Origin of the sequence: Bradyrhizobium sp. (genome assembly GCF_022844465.1) — a bacterium.
Lineage (GTDB): Bacteria > Pseudomonadota > Alphaproteobacteria > Rhizobiales > Xanthobacteraceae > Bradyrhizobium.
Map to the genome: position 1 here is coordinate 43,350 of NZ_JALHLP010000004.1, position 24,285 is coordinate 67,634.

19 protein-coding genes and 1 pseudogene are annotated in these 24,285 nt (G+C 64.4%); 9 read left to right on the forward strand and 11 right to left on the reverse strand.

Going from position 1 to position 24,285, the window contains the following annotated elements; translation table 11 throughout:
• Nucleotides 1–40: 40 nt before the first annotated feature.
• Nucleotides 41–823, reverse strand: coding sequence for an aldolase/citrate lyase family protein (locus Q0D31_RS10025; protein ID WP_291849292.1), 783 nt, complete (start codon nt 821–823; stop codon nt 41–43).
• Between the two features lie 305 nt (nt 824–1,128).
• On the opposite strand from Q0D31_RS10025, the gene Q0D31_RS10030 reads away from it, so the two are divergent.
• On the forward strand, nt 1,129–2,088 hold the full coding sequence (locus Q0D31_RS10030; protein ID WP_291849875.1) for a tripartite tricarboxylate transporter substrate-binding protein: 960 nt from the start codon (nt 1,129–1,131) through the stop codon (nt 2,086–2,088).
• A 49-nt stretch (nt 2,089–2,137) separates the two neighbouring features.
• On the opposite strand, the gene Q0D31_RS10035 is transcribed toward Q0D31_RS10030, so the two are convergent.
• Entirely contained in the window at nt 2,138–5,200 is a 3,063-nt protein-coding gene (locus tag Q0D31_RS10035) for a VCBS domain-containing protein (RefSeq protein ID WP_291849295.1), read from the reverse strand.
• A 211-nt stretch (nt 5,201–5,411) separates the two neighbouring features.
• On the opposite strand from Q0D31_RS10035, the gene Q0D31_RS10040 reads away from it, so the two are divergent.
• The gene (locus Q0D31_RS10040; protein WP_291849298.1) at nt 5,412–6,164 is read left to right on the forward strand and encodes a FecR family protein; all 753 of its coding nucleotides are present in this window, start codon (nt 5,412–5,414) and stop codon (nt 6,162–6,164) included.
• Between the two features lie 92 nt (nt 6,165–6,256).
• Complete coding sequence (locus Q0D31_RS10045) at nt 6,257–7,147, forward strand: tetratricopeptide repeat protein (RefSeq protein ID WP_291849301.1); 891 nt, start codon at nt 6,257–6,259, stop codon at nt 7,145–7,147.
• A 73-nt stretch (nt 7,148–7,220) separates the two neighbouring features.
• On the opposite strand, the gene Q0D31_RS10050 is transcribed toward Q0D31_RS10045, so the two are convergent.
• Complete coding sequence (locus Q0D31_RS10050) at nt 7,221–8,201, reverse strand: tripartite tricarboxylate transporter substrate binding protein (protein ID WP_291849304.1); 981 nt, start codon at nt 8,199–8,201, stop codon at nt 7,221–7,223.
• A gap of 382 nt (nt 8,202–8,583) precedes the next feature.
• Between Q0D31_RS10050 and Q0D31_RS10055 the strand changes: the two genes are divergently transcribed.
• Nucleotides 8,584–9,837 carry a trypsin-like peptidase domain-containing protein gene (locus tag Q0D31_RS10055; protein WP_291849307.1) on the forward strand — a complete coding sequence of 418 codons (1,254 nt, stop codon included), beginning with the start codon at nt 8,584–8,586 and terminating at the stop codon, nt 9,835–9,837.
• 123 nt (nt 9,838–9,960) lie between these two features.
• Here the strand turns inward: Q0D31_RS10055 and Q0D31_RS10060 are convergent, their stop codons facing one another.
• Nucleotides 9,961–10,506 carry a hypothetical protein gene (locus Q0D31_RS10060; protein ID WP_291849310.1) on the reverse strand — a complete coding sequence of 182 codons (546 nt, stop codon included), beginning with the start codon at nt 10,504–10,506 and terminating at the stop codon, nt 9,961–9,963.
• A 60-nt stretch (nt 10,507–10,566) separates the two neighbouring features.
• Here Q0D31_RS10060 and Q0D31_RS10065 point away from each other — a divergent pair, with 60 nt between their 5' ends.
• On the forward strand, nt 10,567–10,773 hold the full coding sequence (locus tag Q0D31_RS10065; protein WP_291849313.1) for a hypothetical protein: 207 nt from the start codon (nt 10,567–10,569) through the stop codon (nt 10,771–10,773).
• Nucleotides 10,774–10,801: 28 nt separating this feature from the next.
• On the opposite strand, the gene Q0D31_RS10070 is transcribed toward Q0D31_RS10065, so the two are convergent.
• The 5 genes from Q0D31_RS10070 to Q0D31_RS10090 all read right to left on the reverse strand — a co-directional run bounded on the left by Q0D31_RS10070 (nt 10,802) and on the right by Q0D31_RS10090 (nt 16,478).
• Nucleotides 10,802–11,353 (reverse strand): hypothetical protein, encoded by a 552-nt coding sequence (locus Q0D31_RS10070; protein ID WP_291849315.1) that lies wholly within the window; start codon nt 11,351–11,353, stop codon nt 10,802–10,804.
• Nucleotides 11,354–11,516: 163 nt separating this feature from the next.
• Nucleotides 11,517–13,379 carry a DNA helicase RecQ gene (gene recQ / locus Q0D31_RS10075; RefSeq protein ID WP_291849317.1) on the reverse strand — a complete coding sequence of 621 codons (1,863 nt, stop codon included), beginning with the start codon at nt 13,377–13,379 and terminating at the stop codon, nt 11,517–11,519.
• Nucleotides 13,379–14,740: a VWA domain-containing protein gene (locus Q0D31_RS10080; protein ID WP_291849320.1), complete on the reverse strand. Its 1,362-nt coding sequence runs from the start codon at nt 14,738–14,740 to the stop codon at nt 13,379–13,381. The genes recQ and Q0D31_RS10080 overlap by 1 nt, the downstream gene beginning before the upstream one ends.
• A gap of 7 nt (nt 14,741–14,747) precedes the next feature.
• Nucleotides 14,748–15,695: a MoxR family ATPase gene (locus tag Q0D31_RS10085; protein WP_291849323.1), complete on the reverse strand. Its 948-nt coding sequence runs from the start codon at nt 15,693–15,695 to the stop codon at nt 14,748–14,750.
• A 147-nt stretch (nt 15,696–15,842) separates the two neighbouring features.
• Entirely contained in the window at nt 15,843–16,478 is a 636-nt protein-coding gene (locus Q0D31_RS10090) for an HAD-IA family hydrolase (RefSeq protein ID WP_291849878.1), read from the reverse strand.
• A gap of 106 nt (nt 16,479–16,584) precedes the next feature.
• Here Q0D31_RS10090 and Q0D31_RS10095 point away from each other — a divergent pair, with 106 nt between their 5' ends.
• Nucleotides 16,585–17,346 (forward strand): trypsin-like serine protease, encoded by a 762-nt coding sequence (locus Q0D31_RS10095; RefSeq protein WP_291849326.1) that lies wholly within the window; start codon nt 16,585–16,587, stop codon nt 17,344–17,346.
• Nucleotide 17,347: 1 nt separating this feature from the next.
• On the opposite strand, the gene Q0D31_RS10100 is transcribed toward Q0D31_RS10095, so the two are convergent.
• Nucleotides 17,348–19,570 (reverse strand): acetate--CoA ligase family protein, encoded by a 2,223-nt coding sequence (locus tag Q0D31_RS10100; RefSeq protein ID WP_291849329.1) that lies wholly within the window; start codon nt 19,568–19,570, stop codon nt 17,348–17,350.
• 353 nt (nt 19,571–19,923) lie between these two features.
• Here Q0D31_RS10100 and Q0D31_RS10105 point away from each other — a divergent pair, with 353 nt between their 5' ends.
• Nucleotides 19,924–20,133 carry a cold-shock protein gene (locus Q0D31_RS10105; protein ID WP_074822174.1) on the forward strand — a complete coding sequence of 70 codons (210 nt, stop codon included), beginning with the start codon at nt 19,924–19,926 and terminating at the stop codon, nt 20,131–20,133.
• A gap of 104 nt (nt 20,134–20,237) precedes the next feature.
• On the opposite strand, the gene Q0D31_RS10110 is transcribed toward Q0D31_RS10105, so the two are convergent.
• Nucleotides 20,238–21,785: a long-chain fatty acid--CoA ligase gene (locus tag Q0D31_RS10110; protein ID WP_291849340.1), complete on the reverse strand. Its 1,548-nt coding sequence runs from the start codon at nt 21,783–21,785 to the stop codon at nt 20,238–20,240.
• A gap of 867 nt (nt 21,786–22,652) precedes the next feature.
• On the opposite strand from Q0D31_RS10110, the gene Q0D31_RS10115 reads away from it, so the two are divergent.
• Both Q0D31_RS10115 and Q0D31_RS10120 read left to right on the forward strand, forming a co-directional pair.
• Complete coding sequence (locus Q0D31_RS10115; protein WP_291849343.1) at nt 22,653–23,807, forward strand: acyl-CoA dehydrogenase family protein; 1,155 nt, start codon at nt 22,653–22,655, stop codon at nt 23,805–23,807.
• Nucleotides 23,808–23,970: 163 nt separating this feature from the next.
• Nucleotides 23,971–24,126 (forward strand): annotated as a pseudogene (locus Q0D31_RS10120) (acyl-CoA dehydrogenase family protein); the annotation flags it as partial.
• Nucleotides 24,127–24,285: the final 159 nt, after the last annotated feature.

Below are 24,285 nucleotides of genomic sequence, written 5' to 3' on the forward strand. Positions count from 1 at the left end.
CCTGTCGCGGCGTCCGATTTAGCGATAGTCGCCGTGGGCCCTATTTCGTCACGGTACCCTGCAGCAGCCTGATGCCATGGGCGAGCGCTCCCTGCATCAACAGAGTGTCGACGCCGTAGGCGATCATGCGAAAGCCCTTGCCGCGGAAATCGCGCGCCCATTGCTCGTTGCCGGCGAGAAAGCCGGGCGTCTTGCCGTGCTTGCCGCAGGCCTTGACCAGTCGGTCGACAGCCGTATGGAACTTCGGATGGTCGAATTCGCCCGGGATACCCAGAAAATTGGTCAAGTCGTAGTGACCAAGCCAGACCACATCAACGCCGTCGACCGCCGCAATCGCATCGACGTTCTCGATGCCTTTGGCGGTCTCCACCAGCGCGATCACCATCGTGCGCGCGTTCGCTTGCGCGATTTTGTCGGCTTCGGGCCCGCCCGAATAGTCGTCGTGCGCGGCCACATTGAAAGCGGCGCCGCGCCGCCCCGCCGGCGGATACCGGGTGCAGTCAACGATTGCCCGGGCCTGCTCGGGTGTTTCGACCATCGGCACCATGATGCCCATCGCGCCGATGTCGAGCGCGCGCGCAATGTGATGGTAGTCGCCGGAGGGAACGCGCACCAGCGGCACCAGGTCGAGCCCGCGGCAGAATGCGAACTGCGCCTTCATGGTTTCGAAGCCGACGCCGGAGTGCTCCATGTCGTAGAGGATGAACTCGGCGCCAGCCTCGCGGCAGATCGCGGGGTAGCCGGGCGTGAAGAATTCGAACGTCATCGTTCCGAACGCACAGCCGCCGGCCGCAAGGCGAGGCTTCAACAGGTTTGGGCGCAACGCATTTCCTCCGAGCTGCTCCATGGTCACCCGGTTATGGCGAAGAAGGTGACGATGATCGGCAGTCGAAGCAACTTACGTGGGCCGCTCATTTCGATCAATCCTTCGGTTTCCGGACTGGCGGCCACGCTTTGCATTTGATTTTCCGGGGTGCATTCAGCATGATCGCAGGCCAGCGGCCACGCAGCCTGCCGCGGCGGGACTGCGCACGCAGGCGCGCGCCGCGACAATGCGATGCGGCAAGAAAAAGAAAAACCTTGGAGGGCGCCATCGTGTTCAGCCGGTCTTGCGGAAGCGCGTTGATAGTGCTCGGCCTGTGGTTGGCGGCGCTCTCGGCGCAGGCCCAGGCGCAATCACCCTCCAGGACGGTGACGCTGGTCGTCCCCTACGCGGCGGGCGGTGGCACCGATACGGTCGCGCGGCTCATTGGCGAGCGGATGTCGCGCGCGCTAGGCCAGAACGTCATCATCGAGAACGTGGTCGGCGGCGGCAGCACTCTGGCCAACGATCGTGTTGCCCGTTCGGCGCCTGACGGCTCCACGGTGCTGATCAATCACGTCGGGCTGCTCGCGGCGCCCAGCCTGTTCACCAACCTGCGGTACGATACCGCGACCGCGTTCGAGCCGGTGGGCCTTGTCAACACCGCCCCGATGGTCTTGATCGGCCGCAAATCGATCCCCGGCGCGGGGCCAAAGGATTTTGTGGCCTGGATCAAGGCGCAGGGGGACAAGGCGAATTTCGCGCATGGCGGCCTCGGCACCAACAGCCATTTGTGCGCGGTGATGATGGGTAATGTGCTCGGCTTCAAGCCGACGGTTGCGGCCTATCGCGGATCGGCGCCGGCGATTACCGACCTGCTGGCAGGGCAGATCGATCTCTTGTGGGATCAGGTCACCAATGCGCTGCCGCAGATCCAGGCAGGAACGCTGCACGGCATCGCCATTACCTCACCGGAGCGGCTCGAACAGTTGAAGGACGTGCCCACCACCGCCGAACTCGGCATGCCCGAGGTCAGCTACTCGATGTGGCATGGGCTCTACGTCGCCAAGGGCACACCCCGAGAAACCGTCGGCGCGTTGAATTCGGCGCTCCGCAAGGCGTTGTCCGACCCCGGCCTGCTGGAGAAGCTTACCCAGCTCGGAACCCTGCCGTTTCCCGAGAACGAGCTGACGCCGGAGGCGCATGCGCGCCTGTTCGCCGCCGACCTGCCGCGGGTGGCAAAGCTCGTCGAAAGCTCAGGTATCAAGGCAAGCGAAGCCAGGTAGGCGCCTCGCACGACCCCCAAACAGGAATGCTGAGGTCGGCACGGATCGGTCACACCAGGAGGTCGTGCCATCCATGTGAAGCGCGGTCATTTCCGGCGTGATCGAAATCGAAAGTGTCGGATGAGGAATGCCTCGATGCGAACGACTCGCTCGTTGCCTCTGGACCCTCCCGTGGTCCGCCAGACCCTGACCTGTCTTCATCGCGGTCGCTCGACCTCGGAATGCGGTGGGCATCCGCGAAGTCTGAAGCCTCGGAGCTGGAAAACCTGCCCCGGAAATGGAACGAGTCGTCAAGCCTGTGCGCAATATGATCGTTCCAACCGCCCGCGTTCGACCTGTGATCTTCCGATCGGTGATCCTCGTTGTGCCACCTTGTGTGGCTGCGCGTTGCAAAACCGAACGTCCAGTCGGTGTGAGATCGCGCGGTCAAGCTATCCTCATCCGGCGTCTGGCCATGTTCGATCCGCCCCGACGCGAACCTGCCGTCGTGCGGCGCGTCAAAATCCGCGCCACGGCTGGCGCAGCCGCGCGCCGGCGTCTGATCCGGCGTGAGGTTGCTCTCCGTTGACGCCCTAACGTGAACGCGCGTCAGTTCGGCTGACTGCCTGCCGACCGAAATGATATCGGCGTCGTCACTGCCGCATTCGCCCGCGGGGGTCCGGACTTCGCCGTTGCCGGAAAGATCGGAGTCGCCACCCGTGCCGGCCATTCGCGTCGTCCAGTTCCCGCCGGCGAGGTGCGCGCCGTCACCGTCGGTCCAGTCGAACGAAGCGTCGGCCTTGACCGTCGCGTCGATTTCCACCGTGGCCGCGAACTCGGGATGGACGGCTTCGCCGGCGGCCTGCGTCGCGGTCGGCTCGGGGGCGAAATCCGCGGCCTGAAGGGCGACAAATCCCTCCAGATGAATTTCCACCAGGGCGGAATCGCCGATGCTCAGGGTGTGGTCGGTCGAATTGACGTACACGATGGTTTGATTCGCCGTGCTGTCATAGAACCAGGCGATCGTATGCGCCGGCACCGATGTGCTTGAGGACGTCAGCGCCAGAAACGCGAGCGCGCCGAGGGCGGCCAAATCGATCCTGTCGTAGCCCGATCTGAAATCGGAGACGACGTCGAACCGGGCGGCGTTGGAATCCGCCGCGGACAAGAAGACGAAACGGTCGTTTCCCTCGCCGCCGGCAAGCTTGTCCGCGCCATATCCACCGACGATGACATCACAGCCATGGCCGCCACTGATCACATCCCTTCCCGAACCGCCATAGATCGTATCGTCGCCGTCGTTGCCCTTGACCCTGTCATTGCCGGAGCCAGCGTAGATCAGGTCGCATTTCCCAGTCGCGTCGATGGTGTCGTCGCCGGCGCCCGTGTAGATGATCCGACCGTGGTGACCCCACTTCTCGACGACGTCGTTGCGGGGGGTGCCGAAGATGTATGGCGGATCGGATACGATGAATTTGCCCGCGGCCAAATGGTCGAAATCGTTGGGGTCGGCGTCCGATGCGCCGTGGATGGTAATCGTCACTACCTGCGGGGTGCCGTCGATGGAGGTGACCGTGAATGTGTCGGTCAGCGTGTCACCGAAGTCGAGCGCCTGCACCGCGCAATTGTCGTCATCCAATTTGTAGGTCCACAACCCGTCCGCCGTCATCGTGAAGGTGCCGTAGCCGGCATCGCTCGCCGTCGGGCAACTGACCGCCGTGAAGGTATCGGGCGCATTGTCGACGTCGGCGGCGGTGAGCGTGCCGGTCGCGGTCGGGCCGGCATACTTTTCGCCGCCGTCCTCGGTGACCGCGCCGGTCTTGGCCCCGGAAATGACGGCCGCGTCGTTGGCGCCCCGGATCGTGACCGTCACCACCTGTGCGGTGCCGTCGATGCTGGTCACCGTAAAGGTGTCGGTCAGCGTGCCGCCGACATTGAGTGCCTGAATCGCGCTGTTGTCCTGGTTGATGGTGTAGGTCCACACGCCGGCCGCCGTCATCATGAACGTGCCGAAGCCGCCCGCGCTCGCCGTCGGCGAGCTTACCGCCGTGAAGGTGTTGGGTGGATGGTCGACGTCGGCGGCTGTGAGCGTGCCGGTGGCGGTCGGAGTGCCCGGCGAGCTGTTGTCGACGTCGCCGGCCTCGATCGCCGCGCCGGTGATGGTGCCGGAAATGAGCGCGGCGTCGTTGGTGCCGTTGATGGCGATCGTGAAGGCCTGGCTGGCTGACAGCGAGCCGTCGGAAACCGTGATGATGAAGAGTGTCGTCGCGGGCTCCGTAAGTGCGTTGATAGCATCATTGTCGGGAACAAAAATGTACGCACCGGTCGAACTGGCGACGTAGAGCGTGCCATAGGGCCCGACCTGCGATACGTCATAGGTCACCCCCTCCACCACCGTTGTCCCGGCGGTTCCCCCGCTGATGCCGAAGGTCAGCGCGGCGTCGCCATTCGGACTGCTGGCCACGAAAGCTCCGGTCGTCGCGGTGAAGACGTCAAATGCCACGGTGTCGATTTCGGTCGGCCCCGCAATCGCGTTCAGCGTCGGTGGTTGAGGCGGCGGAGGCGGTATACGTCCGACAATGATCTCCGGTATCGAGACGAACAGCACCGAGGGCGCGGCAAGCGGATCCAGATCCGGGAGAGAATTGTCGGCCGGGATAAAATTGATCGGCTGCACCGGCAGCGACTCGACCAAAGGAGGTGTGCTTGACCCGGTTGAGTTCAGTCCTCTCTCGAGGGTGGCGCGCGCCTCCTGCTCGGCCGCCTGCAACTCGGCCATTCGCGCTGCGGAATTAGCGACCTGGTTCACGCTGATCGTGGACCCTTCCGGCCGCAGGACGATGGTCTGTCCGGGATCCTCGACGAGAAAGCGCCGCGGGATCGCCTCCTTGGTGACAAGCTCGAACACGCCGTGCTCGAAATCCTTGTAGGTGATGCTGCCGTCGTCGAGGACGGTGGCGTTCGGATCGGCCGCCCGAACCTCCTTCGGCAGCGAGAAGGTGAGGGCCGTGAGCCAAAGCATGCCGAGCCCGCCGGCATGGACACGGCTTCGAGGATCGCTGATGATGCGGGGAAGTGTGGCCTTCGCGGCCCTGCGTTTGTTTCCGGTTTCGGCGCGGGACCTGATGGGCATGCTTGCAACCCCGTTGTGCAGTTTCAATACCCCGAGGTCTGGCTTCGTCCAGGCCATCGGACCAACACATCCTGCCCCGCCAGCTCAAAAGCCGGCGAGAGCGATGGTTTTGCGATCCAGAGTAAACCAGGCCGTGGGACCCAGGCTTTAGGCTCAAAAGGCGTAATCCTCTTGAGCAAATGGCGGGCGATGCCCGTGCCTGACATAATTCATGGCGTTGACTCGGCGTTCAAAGAGCCGTTTATCGCCGCAGCCAGACGAGCAAGATCTTCCCGCCAAGGGGATCACCTGCATGCATGGGTTTGCTGTATTGTCGATGGGCTTGGTTCTGGCGACGGCCGGAATTGTCGCTTCTGCGCCTGCCCTTGCACAGGCCGATTCCGCCGGGCCCAGTTCGGTCAGGCCCGCTGTCCTGAATCTTGAAGTCAAACCAGTCGGAAGAGTTGTTGTCGCCACGGGCGAGGTCACCCTGGAGCGGGCGAGTGCGGCGGTCGTTCAGGCAAGTATCGCCGGTCCGGCCGGTCGAGCGAGAGTGGGCGACCTCGTCTATCAGGGCGACGTGGTCGCAACCGGCGCCGACGGGCGGGTTGGCATCAACTTCATCGACGGCACCTCGTTCAATCTGTCGAGCAACGCGCGGATGGTCCTGAACGAGTTCGTGTACGATCCCGGCAGCACGTCAAACTCTACCTTGCTCAATCTCACCAAGGGGACGTTCACTTTTGTCGCCGGCAAGGTCGCCAAGACCGGCGACATGAAGGTCGATACCCCCGTGGCGACGATGGGTATTCGCGGCACCACGCCACGTGTCGAAATTGCGGATGATGGGACGGTCAGGTTTTCAACTCTCATCGAAGAGAGCAAGAGCAAGCCGGAGCGCAGGTCGGCGGCGACCCCGGCGCGGCAGCCAATGGAACAGAAGCCCGGTCCCAGGTGGAATCCGAGCATCTGCCGGGGGTGCTAGCCCGAGAGCGTGCGTCAGCCGTTCACGCCGCGACATGATCGAACGGTCAACGAGGTCCGGGCGAGCTGCGTTGATTTCGACAACCGCCCTCGGTGAACATCGGAAAGCTTGCTATGGTATCTGCTGCACTCCGGCGCTTTCTCTACGGGTTGGCGATTGTTGCTGTTTTGCCGTTGATCGCATCGATGGCCGTCGCGCAAGATCCGGGGAAGGGCGACTATCTCAGGAACATTGAACTCTGCAACGGCTCGGGCCGCACGTCATTCGCAGCCCGGATCGACGGGTGCACGGCCCTGATCGATTCCGGCCAAGCCAGGACGGCAGCCGTAGCCATCGCCTACAATAATCGCGGTAATGCCCACGCCGCGAAAGGTGATCTTGATCGCGCCATCGAGGATTACGATCAATCCATCAGGCTGGATCCGGCTTACGCCAAGCCCTTCAGCAATCGCGGTGCGGCGTACTTGCGGAAGGGCGATTACGATCGCGCACTGCGGTCCCTCGATGAGGCGATCGGACTCAATCCGAACTACGGCGGTGCGTTTGCCAACCGCGCCGGGGCCTATCTTAAGAAGGGCGAATATGATCGCGCGGCGCAGGATTTCGACGAGGCGATTCGTCTCCAGCCCAACCTGGAGGCCGCGTGGAGCGGACGTTGCTGGGCCCGAGCCGTCGTCGGGGCGTTACAGGCGGCGCTCGGGGATTGCGACAGGGCGCTTCAATCGCGGCCAGACGACGCCGCCGCGCACGATTCCCGCGGGCTGATACACCTGAAGATGGATCAGTATGGCGCTGCCATCGCTGACTTCAATTCCGCGCTGAGGTTTGATCCGAAGCTGGCGAGCGCGCTCTACGGGCGCGGGCTTGCCAGGCTGAAGAACGGCGACGCCGCTGGCGGCGACGCCGACATCTTGGCGGCAAAGACGATCCAGGCCGGGATCATGGACGACTTCACGCGCTACGGCGTGCGGGGCATCAACTGATTCCACCATTGCCAGCGTTTCGAAGCGGCGGGCCCGCCATGAAACAAATACGTCGGGCACCGCGTCTGCAGGATTAATCCAGCTTCACATTCGCCTCGGTCACGACTTTCTTCCAGCGCGCGATTTCGGAGGTCACCATGGCCGCAAACGCGGGGCCGGTCACGTTGGGAACATCGGAGCCGTTGCGCTCCCAGGCTTCCTTGATCGTCGCGGCCTGCATCGCTTTCTGCAACTCCCGGGTCATCTGCTGGATGATTTCCGGCGGCGTGTTCTTCGGCGCGAACAGGCCATACCAGGTCGCCACTTCAAAACCGGGCAGGCCCGCTTCTGCGGCCGTAGGCAGATCCGGAAAGGCCGCTACCCGCTTTGGCGCGGCGACCGCCAGCGCGCGGAGCTGGCCGGCCCTGATCGGCCCGGCCGACGAGCCCATGCCGTCGAACACCACGGGCACATGGCCGGCAATCAAATCCTGCATCGCAGGCCCCGCCCCGCGATAGGGGACGTGCTGGATGTTCGTCTTGGTCAGAATCTTGAACAATTCGCCCGCAAGATGATGCGTGGTGCCCGCGCCGGCGGAGCCGTAGTTCAACTGGGCCGGGTTGGCCTTGGCGTAAGCGATGAACTCAGCAAGCGTCTTGGCCGCGACCTTGTCCGGATTGACGACAATGACCTGCGGCGGCCGCGCGATCAGGGCAACCGCAATGAAATCCTTCTCGATATTGTAGTCGAGGTTGGGATAGAGCGATGGCGCGATCGCGTGGTGCGCTGCGCCCATGAAGAAAGTGTAGCCGTCCGGTGCGGCCTTGGACGCGGCCGAAGCGCCGACGGTGCCGCCTGCGCCAGCACGGTTTTCGATCAGGACGCGCTTGCCCAACTGGGTGTCGAGCTGGGCCGCGAGCGGGCGGGCAAAGGCATCGGTGCCGCCGCCGGCCGCGAACGGCACGATAAAGGTGATCGGCTTGTCCGGCCATGATTGGGCATCCGCCTGGCTTGGGGCACTGAGAACGCCGGCGATGAGCGCAAGCACGGCGAAACGAACGATCTTGGAATTCACGGCATTCCCCTCCCGAATACTGCACGATTACATCCGCGCCTTGCCGCGCGGTTTGATGTGGCCACGTTGTTCCAGGCGATCATTGTTCCAGGCGATCATTCGGAAATCAACAAAGGCGACGACGCACTTTGAGTGTATGCAAGATACCACGGGTGATCCAGCGGAAATGAGCCGTCCTGACGAAGCGCTTCGCTCTCGCGCCTGGTGGACTTCCAGGCCCATGGGAGCCGACTCCCGCTTGCCGTTCTGAAATCAAAACGTGACTGCAACATGACCTGTCGTTGTCCGCCACGCCTCAATCTGCCAAATTATCGGTTTTGGAGCCTTGCACAGCGGTTGCAAGGCTTAATATGCTCGCCCAGGCTTCATTGGGGGGCAGTTTATGAAATGCCGGACTGTTGCAGCCGCCGCGCTGTCGGTGTTTTTGCTTGTCGGAACGGGCGCGTCGGCGCGCGGGCCCTACGGTTCGATCAGCGTCGGAAACTGGAAGGGTGGCGCCTACACCAACGACCAGACCGGGGCTTTCACCCATTGCGCGGCTGGCGCCCAGTACGACAGCGGCATCTATTTCATGGTGACCATCGACGAAAAGGGCGGGTGGGGACTGGCGTTTGCGCATGACAAGTGGACGCTGGTTCTCGGGCAGGCGTTTCCGCTCACCCTGACCTTCGACGGCCAGCAGCCGTTCAACGTCCATGGTGTGCCGATTGCCGACAAGCTGGTTCGCGTTCCCCTGCCGATGAACTCCGCGCTGATCGCCCAGTTCCGGCGGGCGAAGGCCATGACCGCCTATACGCAAGGCCAGCTATTCCAGTTCAACCTCGACCAGACCGGGCAGCTGTTGCCGGTGCTGGCGAATTGCGTCGCCAAGACCAAGCAGTTCGGCGTGGCCCATGCCGGGGATTTCTCGGTGCTTCCCGCCGCCAAGACGGCGGTCGCGGCGACGCCTTCAGATCCTTCGCCGGCCAAGCCCGACAGGCTGCTCGATAATACCGGCACCGGCTTCCTGGTGAGCGCGAATGGACACCTCGTGACCAATCAGCACGTCGTCCAGCGATGCGTCGGCGACATCCAGGGCAATCTGTCAGGCGAGGCGCCGGCCAAGCTGCGCCTGGTGTCGAGCGACGAAACCAACGATCTCGCGTTGCTTCAGGTGCAGGGTTCGTTCAAGGACGTCGCCAAGATCAGGGACAGGGCCATTCAGTCCGGCGACAGCGTGGTGGCGATCGGCTATCCCTACCATGGCCTGCTCACATCCGATTTCACGGTCACGACCGGCATCGTCAGCTCGCTCAGCGGCGTCATGAACGATACGCGGTTGCTGCAGATCAGCGCGGCTGTGCAGCCCGGCAATAGTGGCGGGCCGTTGCTGGCCGCCAGCGGCGACGTGGTCGGGGTCGTCGCGGCAAAGCTGAATGCGCTGAAGTTCGCAAGGGCGACCGGCAACATTCCCGAAAACATCAACTTCGCCATCAAGACGGGAGCCTTGCGCGACTTTCTCGACAATAGCGTGGTTCCCTACCAGGTGTCGGATGCCAAGACCGAACTGAAGACGGCCGAGATCGCCCGCAATGCAAGGGCCTTCACTTTCCTGATTTCCTGCAAGGCCAAGGCGAAGGAGAGCGCCAGGAACTAGAGCGCGAACCGGAAAAGTGTGAAGCGGTTTTCCGAAAAGATCGTGCTCAGACAAAGAGCTAAAGCGCGATGAAGATTCATCCCAATCTCATCGCGCTTTAGACCGGCTGCGGTGGCCCGCAGCCTATCGCGAATTGTTGCTGCGGGTGGGGGCAGCCTGGGCATTCCAGTTGCTCCAGCTCGCGCTGGCGAGGGTCTGCCGGTCCGTCGTCAGCGGCCGTCTGGTCTGGCGCTCATGGGCGGCGATGATTTGCTGCGACTGCCGGATTTTCTGCTGGAGGTCGGCAATCGTCCGTTGGGTCTTGCCGGTCCTGGTCGAATGGGCAGGTTCGCCGACCGTAAAAAGGGCGGCGTCGATGTTCTTCAGGGTTTCGCGGAGCTTCCTGAGTTGGGCCCGGTGCCAAGCAATGGCGCTGTCGCTGTCTACCGCCATGAGGGCTCCTGATTCGTCGCCAAATCTAGAGCCTTTTCCGCTTGGATGGAATCCCGCATCTGGCGAGGGGGCAGGTTTTCGCCTGAAAACGCTCCTGCCAAACATAAGGTCGGCCTTGCCGGGGTCGGTCGGCGACTGGATTGCGCAGATCCAGCCTTCCCGATTTAGACCCGATTCTGCCACCGAAGCGACCGCGGCCGAGCCTTCTAACAACAAACTTGCGTGGCGATCTCTCATCAGCGCGGTTCTCTCAACGTCCTGGCGGCTCAATGCCGGCCTGGCGCAATGGAGCGTGCGATGTACGAAACTGACTTCGATCGGATTATCGACGCCGTGAGAAAGGAAATGGCGCTGGCTCCGGGGCAGATATCACTGCTCAGACTTTCCCGCGCCCGCGAGTCAACAATGGCTGCCCACGAGACCGGCGCGACGAGGCATCAGGCGCGCAGCGTTGCCGTGACAAGAATCCGCCGGTTGGGCGAGAGGCAGAAGCGTTACAGATGAGGCAACGGAGCTTTCGGGCGTCGCGGTTTCAGTCAAACGGCGAAAGCGCCGGGCTGCCGACGCGCATCCGCTTGATCCGACGCACCTCCATCAGCGCGCCGGCCGACTTGTACTGCAACTCGTACGTCTTGCCGTTGCGGTCGGTTGCGGTGCAGGAGATGGTGGAAACCTCGAGCGTCACGAAATTTCCCACTTGCCTGCACAGGCCGGCCGTCGATTCGACGAACGGGATCGGCAGCCCGTAGGCTTTCGGCCGGTGCTTGGATTTGAGCAGCATCCGGTCGATCGGCAGTTCGTACAGGTTGGCTTCCGGCCTTCGTCCGTTGTCACCGGAGAATGTGATGGTGTGACTGTCGTCGTTGGGATCGTCGAGCGCCACGGTAAAGTGGGCGCGGCCTTCCTCGGTCTGGAAAAAGGCGACCGCCCTGCAGGCGAACTCCCGTCCCGCCACCTTGAACCCGCTGCACTTGCCCGGCATCATCGCAAAGATGACGGTATCGGGGGCCTCCGAGGCGAAGGTCGGCGTCGCAACGACAAGACCGGCGAGGACCAAAGCCTGCCGAAAGTGGCGGATTTTCATGTTTAGCTGATACGCCATCGGGAGCCTTGTGACCAGAGAGGCAGGGTTCGGAACCGAGTTACAAGGCGAGATTCAGGCCCAGATAACGTCCGTTTTGTGGTGCCGGAGGGCGGGGTGGTCTCAGCAACCGACGGGCATCCACTGCCCGCGTGCCGGACCGCGCTCAGGCGAGCGCCTCTCTCACCAGCAACAGCAATTCGTCGCCGTAATGTTCGAGTTTCTTGTCGCCGATGCCGGGGATGCCGCGCAGTTCGCCCAGCGTGGCCGGGCGGGCGGCGGCAATGCCGTCGATGGTCGAATCGTGCAGCACCACATAGGCGGGCACGCCGCGTTGACGCGCGATCTCGGACCGCCAGGCCCGCAGCGCCGCCTGCAGCCCTGCATCGGCGGGGCGGCCTTCGCCGGCGGAGCGGGGCGCCAGGTCGCCGCGCCTTGACCTGACGCGGCTGGCGCGACTGCGCGTCCCGGCGGCGGCCTCGCGCAGCATGATCGCGGTTTCGCCCTTCAAGACGCCGCGCGCGCTTTCGGTCAGCTTCAGTGCGCCGAAAGCCTCGCTATCGGCCTGCAGGTGGCCCATGGCGACCAGCTGACGAACAACGGCGCGCCACTGCTTTTCGTTGAGCTCGGCGCCGATGCCGAACACGGAGAGCTTGTCGTGTCCGAATTGCGTGACGCGCTCGGTGACGCGGCCGATCAGCACGTCGATCAGGTGCATGGCGCCGAAACGCTGGCCGGTCCGATAGACGCAGGAAAGCAGCTTCTGCGCGGCGACCTTGCCGTCGCGAAGCTGCGGCGGCGAAAGACAATTGTCGCAATTGCCGCAGTTGGTTCCGTGCCCCGCTTCGCCGAAATAGCCGAGCAGGCGGCTGCGCCGGCAGCCGGCGGTCTCCGCCAGCGCCACCAGCGCATCGAGCTTGCCGATCGAGACGCGCTTGAAGGCCTCCGATGCCGTGGATTCGTCGATCATGCGGCGCTGTTGCACGATGTCGGATAAGCCGTAGGCCATCCAGGCGCTGGAGGGCTTGCCGTCCCGCCCGGCGCGGCCGGTTTCCTGATAATAGGCCTCGATGCTCTTGGGCAGGTCGAGATGCGCCACGAAGCGCACGTCCGGCTTGTCGATGCCCATGCCGAACGCGACGGTGGCGACGATGACGATGCCATCCTCGTTGATGAAGCGGTCCTGGTTGCGGGCGCGCAGCCCGGCGTCGAGGCCCGCGTGATAGGGCAGCGCCGCTATCCCGGCCTTGGTCAGCGCATTGGCGGTATCCTCGACCTTGGCCCGCGACAGGCAGTAGACGATGCCGGCGTCGCCGGCGTGGCGTTCGCCGATAAACGCCTTGAGCTGGACCGGCGCATTCTGTTTCTCGACAATCTCGTAGCGGATGTTCGGTCGGTCGAAACTCGCGACGAACGCCGGTGCGCCGACAAGCCCGAGCCGCTCGACGATCTCCTTGCGCGTCACATCGTCGGCGGTCGCGGTCAGCGCGATACGCGGCACGTCTGGAAAGCGCTCGGCGATGGCCGAGAGCCCGATGTATTCGGGGCGGAAGTCGTGGCCCCATTGCGATACGCAATGCGCCTCGTCGATCGCAAACAGCGCGATGTTGGCCCGGCCGAGCAGGGCCAGGCAGCGCGGCGTCAGCAGCCGCTCCGGGGCGACATAGAGCAGGTCGAGATCGCCGGCCAGCAGCCGGCGCTCGACTTCGGAGGCCTCGTCAAACGACAGCGTGGAGTTCAGCACCGCCGCGTTGACGCCGGCCTCGAGCAACCCCGCGACCTGGTCGCGCATCAGGGCGATCAGCGGCGACACCACGATGCCGCAGCCTTCGCGCAACAAGGACGGCAATTGGTAGCACAGCGATTTGCCGCCGCCGGTCGGCATCAGCACCAGGCAACTACCGCCCGAGGTGACGTGCCGGACGATTTGCTCCTGCGCGCCGCGGAAAGCCGGCAGGCCGAATACGGAATTGAGCACCGACAGCGGGTCAGGCGCACTGCCAACGGAACGCGCTGCGGGAGCCGGCATTACTGATAGCTCGCCACGATATCCGAAACCGCGCGTTCGAGTTGCCGGGCGGTCGCGCACTGGCGGACGACGCTGCAGAAGGTCGAATAGCGCGGCATCTCCGAATCGCCCCAGCCCCAGGCCATGCGTCCCTCGGGATTGAGCCACACCAGCCGCTTCGAGCGCTCGGCGATGCGGCGCAGAATGTCGGCGCGGGGATCGAGGTTGTTGCTGCGGGCGTCGCCGAGCACGATCACGGTGGTTTGCGGCGTGATCGCGCTCATCCAGCCACGCTCAAAATCGACAAAGGAGTTGCCGTAGTCGGACGAGCCGAAGCCGACCTTGGACATGATCTCGGCCATCGCCGCTTCCGGTGATTTGGATTCCAGGATGTCGCTGACTTCGATCAGATGTCCCGAGAACGCAAAGGAACGGACGTCGTCCACGACCTCATGCAGGCTGTGGATCAACAGCAGGAAGAAATCCGAAACCCGCGCCACCGAACCGGAGACGTCGCAGATCGCGACGATCTTCGGCCTGTCGCGGTGCCGGCGCTTCCAGGCGGTGAGGAACGGCACGCCGCCCCACGCGGCGTTACGGCGGATGGTGCGGCGGACGTCGAGATGGCCGCGGCGCTGCCGCTTGCGCGGCTTGCTGTAGCGCTCGCGCAGGCGGCGGGCGATCTGGCGGATGAGACGCCGCATCTGCTCGACCTGGCGCGGCTCGATCCGCGACAGCGGCGCGTTGCGCAGAATCTCGTTGCGGAGGTTTTCCGATTCCTCGCGGCCATAAAGCGTGAGCGCCTGGGAGACCGTGTCGCGGACCGTGCCGCGCAGCCCGTCCAGCGCGTGGGTCAGCCGTTCGGCTAGCGCCGGGTTGCTGGCCGCGAGATCGTCGAGGTCGTCGCGGAGGCGCTGGATACCCATCTGGTCGAGGATGCGTCCGGAGAAAATGCCGCGCTGGGTGAAGTAGCGGATGTCGGACAGCGAAGCCGCATTCGCCGCGTTGGCGATGGCGGCCGAGATTTCGTTGCGGTCCTGCCCCAGCAGCATCTGCGCGAGCTGGCCGAGCCCTTCGGCTGGCTCGTCGCCGGCGTCATCGGAGGAGGGGTCGGACCCCGGCTGGTCCTTCTGGTCCGCCCGGCCGTCTTCCGGCGGGGATTGCGGCTCCGGCTGGTCGAAGAACAGGTCGAAGCAATCGCCGAGCGCGGCCTTCTCGTCCTGGGTCTTGGCCAGCGTCAGCAGGAAGGTGTCGCGCAGAATCGTGCGGTCGGCGAAGCCGACCTTGGCGACTGCGCGCATCGCGTCGATGCTCTCGGCCGGCGAGAGCCTGACCCCTGCGCCCCGCGCCGCGCGGAAGAAGCGATGCAGGTTCTCTCTCATGGCGGCGTCACCCGAAGACGTTTTGACGCGTAGCCTTGGCGATGAAGCTGGAAACCTGGGGCATGGTAGCCTCGATGTCGGCTTCGTATTTCAACAGCACGTTCAGCGTGTCCTTGACCACCTCGTGGCCCAGCTCGGACGCCTGCAGCAGTACCAGCACGCGCGCCCAGTCGATGGTCTCGCTGACCGAGGGCAGCTTCTTCAGATCGAGCGTGCGGACCTCGTGGATGAAGCCCACCATCTGCTTGCGCAGCGTCTGGGAAATGCCGGGCACGCGGCTTTCAACGATGCGTTCTTCCAGTCGCTGTTCGGGGAAGCCGATGTGAAGGTGGAGGCAGCGCCGTTTCAGCGCGTCGCCAAGGTCGCGCTCGCTGTTCGAGGTCAGGATCACGGTCGGCGGCGCGACCGCGACGATCGTCCCAAGCTCGGGAATGGTCACCTGGAAGTCGCTGAGGATCTCCAGCAACAGCGATTCGAACTCGGCGTCCGACTTGTCGATCTCGTCGATCAGGAGCACGCAGCCGGCGGGCTGCTCCAGCGACTGCAGCAGCGGCCGGGGTTCGACGAACTCCTTGGAAAAGAACACGTCGCCGAAATCGTGAAGCTGGCTCAGCGCCGCCTCGAGCGTCGGGGCGCCACCGAGCACCTCACCGAGCTTGTCCTTCAGGATCTGCGTATACAGAAGTTGCTTGGCGTACTTCCACTCGTAGAGCGCCTTGGCTTCGTCGAGTCCCTCGTAGCATTGCAGGCGGATCATCTTCAGTCCGCGCCAGGCGGCGATCGCCTTGGCGAGCTCGGTCTTGCCGACGCCCGCCGGGCCCTCGACCAGGATCGGCTTGTCGATCTGCTGCGCCAGATAGACCGCGGTCGCGATCTGGCGGCTGGCAATATAACCTTGCGCGGCAAGGCCGCTCTCCACCGCCTCGATCGCGGCCGAAGGCCTGATATCAGCCACGGGTTTCAACTCCGAATTCGCGTTGATTTGGATTGTTCTGCCTGTGTTCCCGGCAAAGAACAAGCGCGGAATGGCGTTGGAGGGCGAAAGCCTGCCCCGCGTGAATTCCGGGTCAGCACGAGGTGGAGAACCTCGCCATTTTTCCGCCTAGCGCAATGCGAGCCCGGTTGCGGCTTCCAGCTCCGCGATCGCCTGCGCGGCATTGAGTACCTTGATCGTGGCCATGCCCATCTCGCGCGCGGGCTTGAGGTTGACGCCGAGGTCGTCGAGATAGACGCACTTCCCGGGGTCGACCTGCAGCGTTTCGGTCATCAACCGGTAGATCCGCGGGTCCGGTTTTCTGAGGCCGATCTTCGCGGACTCGATGACATGATCGAACAGCACCATCACTTCGGCGACATACAGCGAACGGCCGCTATGGCTGCCGATGGCGTTGGCCGGCAGGTTGTTGGTGATGCAGCCGGTCTTGAACCGCGCCTTGACGCGCTTCAGCGCCTCGACCATCTCCGGCCGCAGGTCGCCGGACAACAGCGGCAGCACCTCCTTGCCGCGCACCTCCGCGCCCAGTTCGCGCGATTCGACCGCGAACAGTTCGTCGAAGGCTTCGATGTCGACCTCGGCGCGCTCGAACCTGGCCCAGGCGTTCTCCAGATGGTTGGCGGCATTGGTGCGCCGGATGATGTCGGCCGGCAGCCCGCGCTCGGCCTCGAACCGCGCAAACGCCTCGAAGGGGGAGGTCGTCAGCACCCCGCCGAAATCCCAGATCACCGCCTCGATCATGATACCTTGCCTGAATATTGCGTCCGCGAGCGGCTAACATGAAATGCCCGTGGGAGCCAGCCCGATCAGCCGCTTGGCGACATGCACTGCGCGGGTTATGGCTGAGCCGATGAAACATTTGATCCGCATCATCGCGGGCGTCGTGCCGCTGCTGGCATCTCCTGCGTTCGCCATCGTCGGCGGCGGCGCGCCCTCGAGCGACGGCGTCGGGCGTTCGATCGTTACCATTGTCGGCTCGCGCGGTAATTTCTGCACCGGAGCGCTGATCGCGCCAAAGCTGGTGCTGACGGCGGCGCATTGCGTGCCTTCAGGCGCGGACTACAAGATCGTCGAGGTTGGCGCGGACCGCCAGCCGTCGCTGCAGGATGTCAGAACCATCGCCATCCATCCGGGCTTCAACATGCAGGCGATGCAGTCGCATCGCGCCACCGCCGATGTCGCGCTGCTGCAACTGGCAACGCCGGCCCGAGGAAAGATTCCGGCCGTGCTCGGAACGCCCACCATTCCCATCGCCGTCGGCAGCCGCTTTACCATTGCCGGCATCGGCGTGACGGTGCGCGGCGACGGCAAGAGCGGCGGCGCCGTCCGCGTCGCCGGACTGGTCGCGACCGGCAGGCCGGGCACGCTGCAGATCCGTCTCGTCGATCCCGTCGGCCAGGGCATCCGTGACGGCCTCGGCGCCTGCACGGGAGACTCCGGCGCGCCGGTGTTCGAGGACAAGCCGGGCGGCGCGGTCATCGTCGGGGTCGTGAGCTGGTCGACCGGGCCGAACAACAGCGCAGGCTGCGGCGGCCTGACCGGCGTCACCCCGCTGACGCTTTATCGCGACTGGGTCGTGCAGACCGCGCGGCAGTGGGGCGCGGGCTTGTGACTCAATGCTTCGCCGCCTTGTTGGCGGCGGCGTTGTTGAGCACGATCAGGCCATCGACGGCGACGCCGAGCTTGCTGTTGATCAGGAACGGATTGACGTCGATCGACGCGATGCGGTCGCCCGCGTCGGCCATCAGGCTGGACAGCCCGACCAGCGCCTTCACCGCCGAAGCCTCGTGCAGGGCGGGCTTGCCGCGATAACCCTTGATCTTGACGCCGGCCTTGGTCCTGGCGATCAGCTGCCTCGCCTCGGCCGCATCCAGCGGCGCGCCGGCGAGGGCCACGTCCTTCATCAGCTCGATATCGACGCCGCCGGTGCCGAACAGCACCACCGGCCCCATCTCGGCGTCGAGCGCGGCGCCGACCACGAGTTCGAGGTCGGCCTTGACCTGCTGCGCGATCAGGATGCCTTCGAGCTTCGGCTTGCCCTTGAGCTTCCTGACCCGCGCGGTGATGTCGTTGAAGGCCTTCTTCACTTCGGCCGCGCTGTTGAGGTTCAGCACCACGCCGCCGATGTCCGACTTGTGCAGGATGTCGGCGCTGACCACCTTGGCCACCACCGGGAAGCCGATCTTGCTGGCGATCTTCACCGCCTCCGTCGCGGTCTGCGCGATCTCTTCCCGGGAGACCGGAATGCCGTAAGCCTTCAGGAGCTTCTTCGACGCGACCTCGTCGAGCGCGGCGGCGCCATTGGCGTTCTTGAGCGCCTTCTCCAGCGCCGCCCGCGCCGACGCTGTCGAGCTCGACTTGATCTCCGGCACTTCCTTGCGCAAGGAGGCGTATTCGATCAGCGACTTGATCGCGCCGACGGCGCGGTCGAGCCCCTGCATCACGGCGATGTTCGGCAACGATTTGCGCAAGGCCTTGGTGAAATCGGTGAAGCCGATCGACATCGCGCTGATGTAGACCACGGGCTTGGAGGCGCGGCCCGCCATCTCGTTGACGATGCGCAGGTTGCGTTCGCGCAGCTCGTGCGGCGCCTTCGGCAGTTCGGCGTCGATGATGACGATGTCGGTGTCGGGATCGTCGATCATGATCTCGATCGACTTCATGTAGACGGAGGGGTCCACGACCGCGGCAAAGCCGGCGTCGAGCGGATTGCCGACGATGCTGCCGGGCCCCAGCATCTTTGCCAGCTGCGCGCTCGCGCTGGCGCTGAGCGGCGCGAAGTTCAGGCCGGCCGAGTAGAACGCGTCGATCAAAAGGCCGCGCTTGCCGCCCGACAGCGACACCGCGGCGAGGCGGTCGCTTTTCGGCGGATCGGCGTGGACGAAACACTCGGTGGTCTCGATCAGCTCGTCCAGCCCGCGGACGCGGATCACGCCCTCGCGGGTCGCGACCGCGTCAAAGGTTTCGATCGAGCCGGCGAGCGCGCCGGTATGCGCCATCGCGGCGGCGCGGCCGCCTTCGGAGGCGCCGAGCTTCAGCGCGATCACCGGCTTGCCGGCGGCGCGCGCAGCCTTGCAGGCGGCGCGGAACACTTTCGTGTTCCGGACGCCTTCGAGATAGACCACGATGACGCGGACCGAGGGATCGGCCGCGAAATAGGCCATCAGGTCGGGCGTCTCCAGGCCGGTCTCGTTGCCGGTCGTGACCATGTAGCCGACGCCGACGCCGCGATCCTCCAGCGCCTGGCGGATCGCCATCACGATCGCGCCGGATTGCCCGGCGATCGCCACCGGGCCGGCTTCCATGGTGACGATGCGGTCGTCGATGTTGGTGAACAGCTTCTCGCCGGCGCTGAGATTGCCGAGGCAATTCGGGCCGGTGACGGCCATGCCGGTTTCGCGCACGGCCTCTTTCAGTTCGACCGCCAGCCGCTGGCTGTCCTCGTCCTGCAGCTCGCTGAACCCTGAGGTGACGATGGTGGCGGAGCGGGCGCCGGCGGCGGCGGCGTCGCGGATCACCTGCACCGCGAACCGCGCCGGCACCAGCACCAGCACGTGGTCGGGTTTTTCCGGCAGGCTGGCGAAATCCTTGTAGCAGGGCACGCCCCAGATCGTTTCGCGCTTGGCGTTGATCGGAAACAGCCCGCCTTCGTACTTGTACTTGACGAGATTATTCCAGATCCGCTCGGCGTAGTTGCCGGGTTTGTCGGTGGCGCCGACCAGCACGATGTTGCGCGGGTGCAGCATGGCGTGGATGCGCTTGACGATGTCGCTGGCGTCGGACGAAGGCGACCATTTCTCGGCGGGACGCGGCGCGGTACGGGCCTGGGCTTCCATCGACTTCCCTTGCTCTGTTGTTTCCTTTGGCCGTGACGATCGAGACCGCCGCGCCATGGTCTGCTTCTGGTTGAAGCCTTTTTATTGGGACTTGCCGGGGGTGGCAACACGCGCCGGACGGCGCCGTTCGCGCCGAATATCATTGCAACAGCGCCTTTCGGGCTTGCATTCTCGGCGAATCGGGCTTGCATTTCCTGCCAAACAGGCTATATGCAGAACATTCGACTTACCGCTCTGCCTTGTTGACCGCGCCGAAACCGGCTTCCTTCCCCAAGACATCGTTGAAATCGGATAAAGCCTGCGCGGAGGTCGTGCAGGCAAAAGCGCTTTCGCGCATCTTTGGAGATAGTTAAATGGCTACCGGAACAGTTAAGTGGTTCAACGCGACCAAGGGCTTCGGCTTCATTCAGCCGGATGATGGCGGCACCGACGTTTTCGTTCACATCAGCGCCGTCGAACGTGCGGGTCTGAGCTCGCTCAATGAAGGCCAAAAGCTTTCGTATGAAGCGAAGGTCGACAGCATGCGCGGCAAGACCAGCGCGGAAAACCTTCGCGTCAGCTAAAGGCGATCGAGAAGGATCACCGCGGATGTACCGGGGTTCTTCGATCGGCTTTTGAGCAATTGAGCCCGCTGGCGATGAGCCCGCGGGCTTTTTCTCTGTTGTCGTCATGAGGCGAGCTTGTCGGTGGCTTTCGGCGTGCTGAAGGTCTGTCGCAGCGTCGGCTTGTGAATCTTGCCCGTGGCGTTGCGCGGCAGCGCGTCGACGAATTCGATCAGCCGCGGGCATTTGAACCGCGCCAGGTTGGCCGCGCAATGGGCGTGAATCTCCGCAGGCGTCAGGGTGTGGCCGGGCTTCACCGCCACGATCGCCATGCCGACCTCGCCCCATTGCGCGTCGGACACGCCGATGATGGCGGCCTCGGCGACGGCGGGGAGCTGGTGCAGCACGCTCTCGACCTCGGCCGGATAGACGTTCTCGCCGCCGGAAATGTACATGTCCTTCCAGCGGTCGACGATGTAGTAGAAGCCTTCCTCGTCGATGCGGGTGGCGTCGCCGGTGTGCAACCAGCCGTCGGTGAAGGATGACTGATTGGCCTCCGGCCGGTTCCAGTAGCCCGGCGTCACGTTCGGCCCCCTGACCCAGAGTTCGCCAAGCTCGCCGACATCAGCGTCGGTGCCGTCGGGGCGCACGATCCGCACCTCGGTATGCAGCACCGGCTTGCCGGAAGAGCCCGCCTTGCGCGCGGCGTCCTCCTTGTCGAGCGTGAGCACGGCCGGGCTGGTTTCGGTCATGCCGTAACCCTGCTGGAGCGCGACGCCGCGTTCTTCCCACACCTTCAATAGCGGCACCGGCATCGGCGCGCCGCCGACGCCGCCGATCACGAGCCGGCTGAAGTCGGCGGCGGCGAAGGAGGGATGCTGCGCCATGAACTGGTAGATCGAGGGCACGCCGAAGAACTGGTTGATCCCCCACGCCGGATCGCTGATCAGTTGCAGCGCCGCGCCGGGATCGAACGCGCGCATGATCAAAACCGTGCCGCCGGCATGCAGCACCGGGTTGGTGTAGCAGTTCAGCCCGCCGGTATGGAACAGCGGCAGCACGGTGAGCAGCACCGTGGACGGCGAGATATAGGCGGGGCCGCCGAGATTGACGCAGTTCCAGAACGTCATGCCATGGGTGATGATCGCGCCCTTGGGCTGGCCGGTCGTCCCCGACGTGTACATGATGGTCGAGATGTCGTCGTGGCTGACGTCGGCGCTGCGATCGAGCGGTTCGGCGGCCGCGATCGCCGCCTCATAGCTGCCGCCCGGCCCGAGCAGAAGTGCTGAGGGAACGTTGCAGAGTTTGGCGACCGACAGCGCGACCTCGGCTAGCTCAGCGGCGTGGATCATCAGCCTGGGCGATGCATCGCCGACAATGAACTGCAGTTCGGGAACCGTGAGGCGGGTGTTCAGCGGCAGGAACACCGCGCCGATCCGGCCGCAGGCGAACTGCACTTCGAGCGTATCGGTCGTGTTCAGCGCCAGCACCGCGACCCGCTCGCCGCGCCCGATCCTGAGCCGGTCGCGAAGATGGGTGGCAAGCCGCGAGATCCGCGCGTCGAACTGCGCATAGGAAAGCCGGCGCCCGCTGGCGAGGTCGATCGCCGCGATTTTGTCCGGGGTGCGGCGGCCGAAATGGGCGATCCAGTCGTAATGGCGAACGGACGACATGTTTTCTCCAGGGCTGGGCGGCCTTGCATCGCCGGTTTTGCCTGAGGGCATTCTGTCTAGCAGATGAGGGCGCATTGGGGGATACTGTCTTGCGTGGAGAGGCTGGTGGGGTGGTTGGTGCCCGATCACACCCAGTGCTGTCATACCCGCGAATGCGGGTATCCAGTACGCCGCGGCTTATCGGGTCAATCATTGGCGCCTCTGGAATACTGGATCACCCGCCTGCGCGGGTGATGACAACGGGCGACGACGACGGGGGATGACACGACTTCACGATCTCGCGGCTCGATTCACCCGAGGCTTGCCATCGAATTTCCTTGACCCTCCAGACAGAGGGCGCAGGGAATGCCGGGTGCGCGCTGCATCCGCGGTCTCGTGTGCAATAGGGTAGAAAGAGCGCACACGAGCATACAGGGCAGCGGAGGCATCCGACATTCCCTGCGCAATGGCTTTACGGCTTATATCGTGCTCTCCCCGGTCGGGCCGGGCTCGTTGTCACCGTCATCGCGCAATGCGTGAGCCTTTGCGCAACTTGACGCCAGCATCGGGGCGTCAGGACCACACGACTTCGCCGTACGCATCCGCGCCGTTCGTCAAAGGCGCATCGGCGTCCACCGCATCCCACCCCGCGCTTGTGACGACTCGCGAAACGCCCCTCGTACCGGGACGGGACCGGATCAATATATTGCTGATTTGGGTACGGCGTCAACAGAAATTCGGAAAAACAGAAATTTGGTCGCTCGCCGCGGCGACGTCCCTCGTGACGTCTGTTCTGGCGCGCGGGTCGCGGCTGCACGATAATGCCAGCCGCTCAACGCAAGCTTGCGCGGGCCGGATCGGAGCATCGTCTTTGCCCGGGAGGAAACCATGCTGGAACGCACAAGGGCGCAAAGCCCGTTCTACACTAGGGAACATGAAGCGTTTCGCGACGTGATGCGGCGCTTCGTGGCGCGCGAGATCGAGCCCCATGCCCATGAGTGGGACGAGGCCGGCGAGTTTCCGCGCGAGCTTTATCGGAAGGCTTCCGAAATCGGGCTGCTTGGGCTGGGTTTTCCGGAGGAATATGGCGGGGTGGCCGCCGACCAGTTCATGAAGATCGTGGCGTCGCAGGAACTGGCGCGCGCCGGCGCCGGCGGGGTCAGTGCGAGCCTGATGAGCCACACCATCGGCTCGCCGCCGATCGCGCGCGCCGCGCGGCCCGAGGTCAAGGCCAGAGTGCTGCCGCAGGTGCTGACGGGCGAAAAGATCTCGGCGCTGGCGATCACCGAGCCCAGCGGCGGCTCCGACGTCGCCAATCTCCGCACCAAGGCGCGGCGCGACGGCGACCATTATGTCGTCAGCGGCGAAAAGACTTTTATCACCTCGGGCATGCGCGCCGACTACCTGACGGTGGCGGTGCGGACCGGCGGCGAGGGGCCGGGTGGGGTCAGCCTGCTGCTGATCGAAGGCGATACGCCGGGCCTGTCGCGCACCAAGCTGAAGAAGATGGGGTGGTGGGCCTCGGACACCGCGACGCTGCATTTCGACGAATGCCGGGTAAGGTGCGCAAACCTGATCGGCGAGGAGGGGCAGGGCTTCAAGCTGATCATGCACAATTTCAACAGCGAGCGCATCGGCATGGCGGCGAGCTGCACGGCCTATGCCCGGGTCTGTCTTGATGAGGCGATTGCCTACGCCAAAGAGCGCCAGACATTTGGAAAACCGATCGCGCAGCACCAGTTGATCCGTCACAAGCTGGTCGACATGGCGCAGAAGGTGGCGGCGTCGCAGGCGATGCTGGAAATGCTGGCGTGGCGGCTGGGGCAGGGCGAGAGCCCGGTCGCCGAGATCTGCATGATGAAGAACCAGGCGACCCAGACCATGGCGTTCTGCGCCTCCGAGGCGGTGCAGATTTTCGGCGGCGCCGGCTTCATGCGCGGGATCAAGGTCGAGCGCATCTACCGCGAGGTCAAGGTCAACGCCATCGGCGGCGGGACCGAGGAGATCATGAAGGATCTGGCGTCGCGGCAGATGGGGCTGTGAAGGCCACACGCACCGTCATTGCGGAGGGCGCGACACGCACACACACCGTCATTCCGGGGCGCGTCGAAGACGCGAACCCGAAATCTGGAGAAGAGTAAAGCAATATCGAGGTTCCGGGTTCGGCGCTTTGCGCCGCCCCGGAACGACAGAGGAAAACCAACACATGCTCTTCACCGCCGACCACGACGAACCCCGTCGCATCCTGCAAAAATTCATCGCCGCGGAGATCAATCCGTTCGTCGACGAATGGGAGAAGAACGGCATCTTCCCCGCCCACGAGCTGTTCAAGAAGCTCGGCGATCTCGGCTTTCTCGGCCTTGGATGGGGCTGAGCGCCACACAACGTCATTCCGGGGCGCGCGAAGACGCGAACCCGGAATCTGGAGATGAGTAAAGCAATATCGAGGTTCCGGGTTCGGCGCTTTGCGCCGCCCCGGAACGACAGGGGAAAACCAACACATGCTCTTCACCGCCGACCA

Bases quoted from the DNA above. Each gene is read 5' to 3' on its own strand.
- Q0D31_RS10100 (WP_291849329.1), bottom strand. From the start codon at position 19,570: ATGGAAGCCCAGGCCCGTACCGCGCCGCGTCCCGCCGAGAAATGGTCG.
- Q0D31_RS10065 (WP_291849313.1), top strand. From the start codon at position 10,567: ATGTACGAAACTGACTTCGATCGGATTATCGACGCCGTGAGAAAGGAA.
- Q0D31_RS10105 (WP_074822174.1), top strand. From the start codon at position 19,924: ATGGCTACCGGAACAGTTAAGTGGTTCAACGCGACCAAGGGCTTCGGC.
- Q0D31_RS10095 (WP_291849326.1), top strand. From the start codon at position 16,585: ATGAAACATTTGATCCGCATCATCGCGGGCGTCGTGCCGCTGCTGGCA.
- Q0D31_RS10070 (WP_291849315.1), bottom strand. From the start codon at position 11,353: ATGAAAATCCGCCACTTTCGGCAGGCTTTGGTCCTCGCCGGTCTTGTC.
- Q0D31_RS10060 (WP_291849310.1), bottom strand. From the start codon at position 10,506: ATGAGAGATCGCCACGCAAGTTTGTTGTTAGAAGGCTCGGCCGCGGTC.
- Q0D31_RS10035 (WP_291849295.1), bottom strand. From the start codon at position 5,200: ATGCCCATCAGGTCCCGCGCCGAAACCGGAAACAAACGCAGGGCCGCG.
- Q0D31_RS10055 (WP_291849307.1), top strand. From the start codon at position 8,584: ATGAAATGCCGGACTGTTGCAGCCGCCGCGCTGTCGGTGTTTTTGCTT.
- Q0D31_RS10040 (WP_291849298.1), top strand. From the start codon at position 5,412: ATGGCGTTGACTCGGCGTTCAAAGAGCCGTTTATCGCCGCAGCCAGAC.
- Q0D31_RS10115 (WP_291849343.1), top strand. From the start codon at position 22,653: ATGCTGGAACGCACAAGGGCGCAAAGCCCGTTCTACACTAGGGAACAT.
- recQ (WP_291849317.1), bottom strand. From the start codon at position 13,379: ATGCCGGCTCCCGCAGCGCGTTCCGTTGGCAGTGCGCCTGACCCGCTG.
- Q0D31_RS10080 (WP_291849320.1), bottom strand. From the start codon at position 14,740: ATGAGAGAGAACCTGCATCGCTTCTTCCGCGCGGCGCGGGGCGCAGGG.
- Q0D31_RS10110 (WP_291849340.1), bottom strand. From the start codon at position 21,785: ATGTCGTCCGTTCGCCATTACGACTGGATCGCCCATTTCGGCCGCCGC.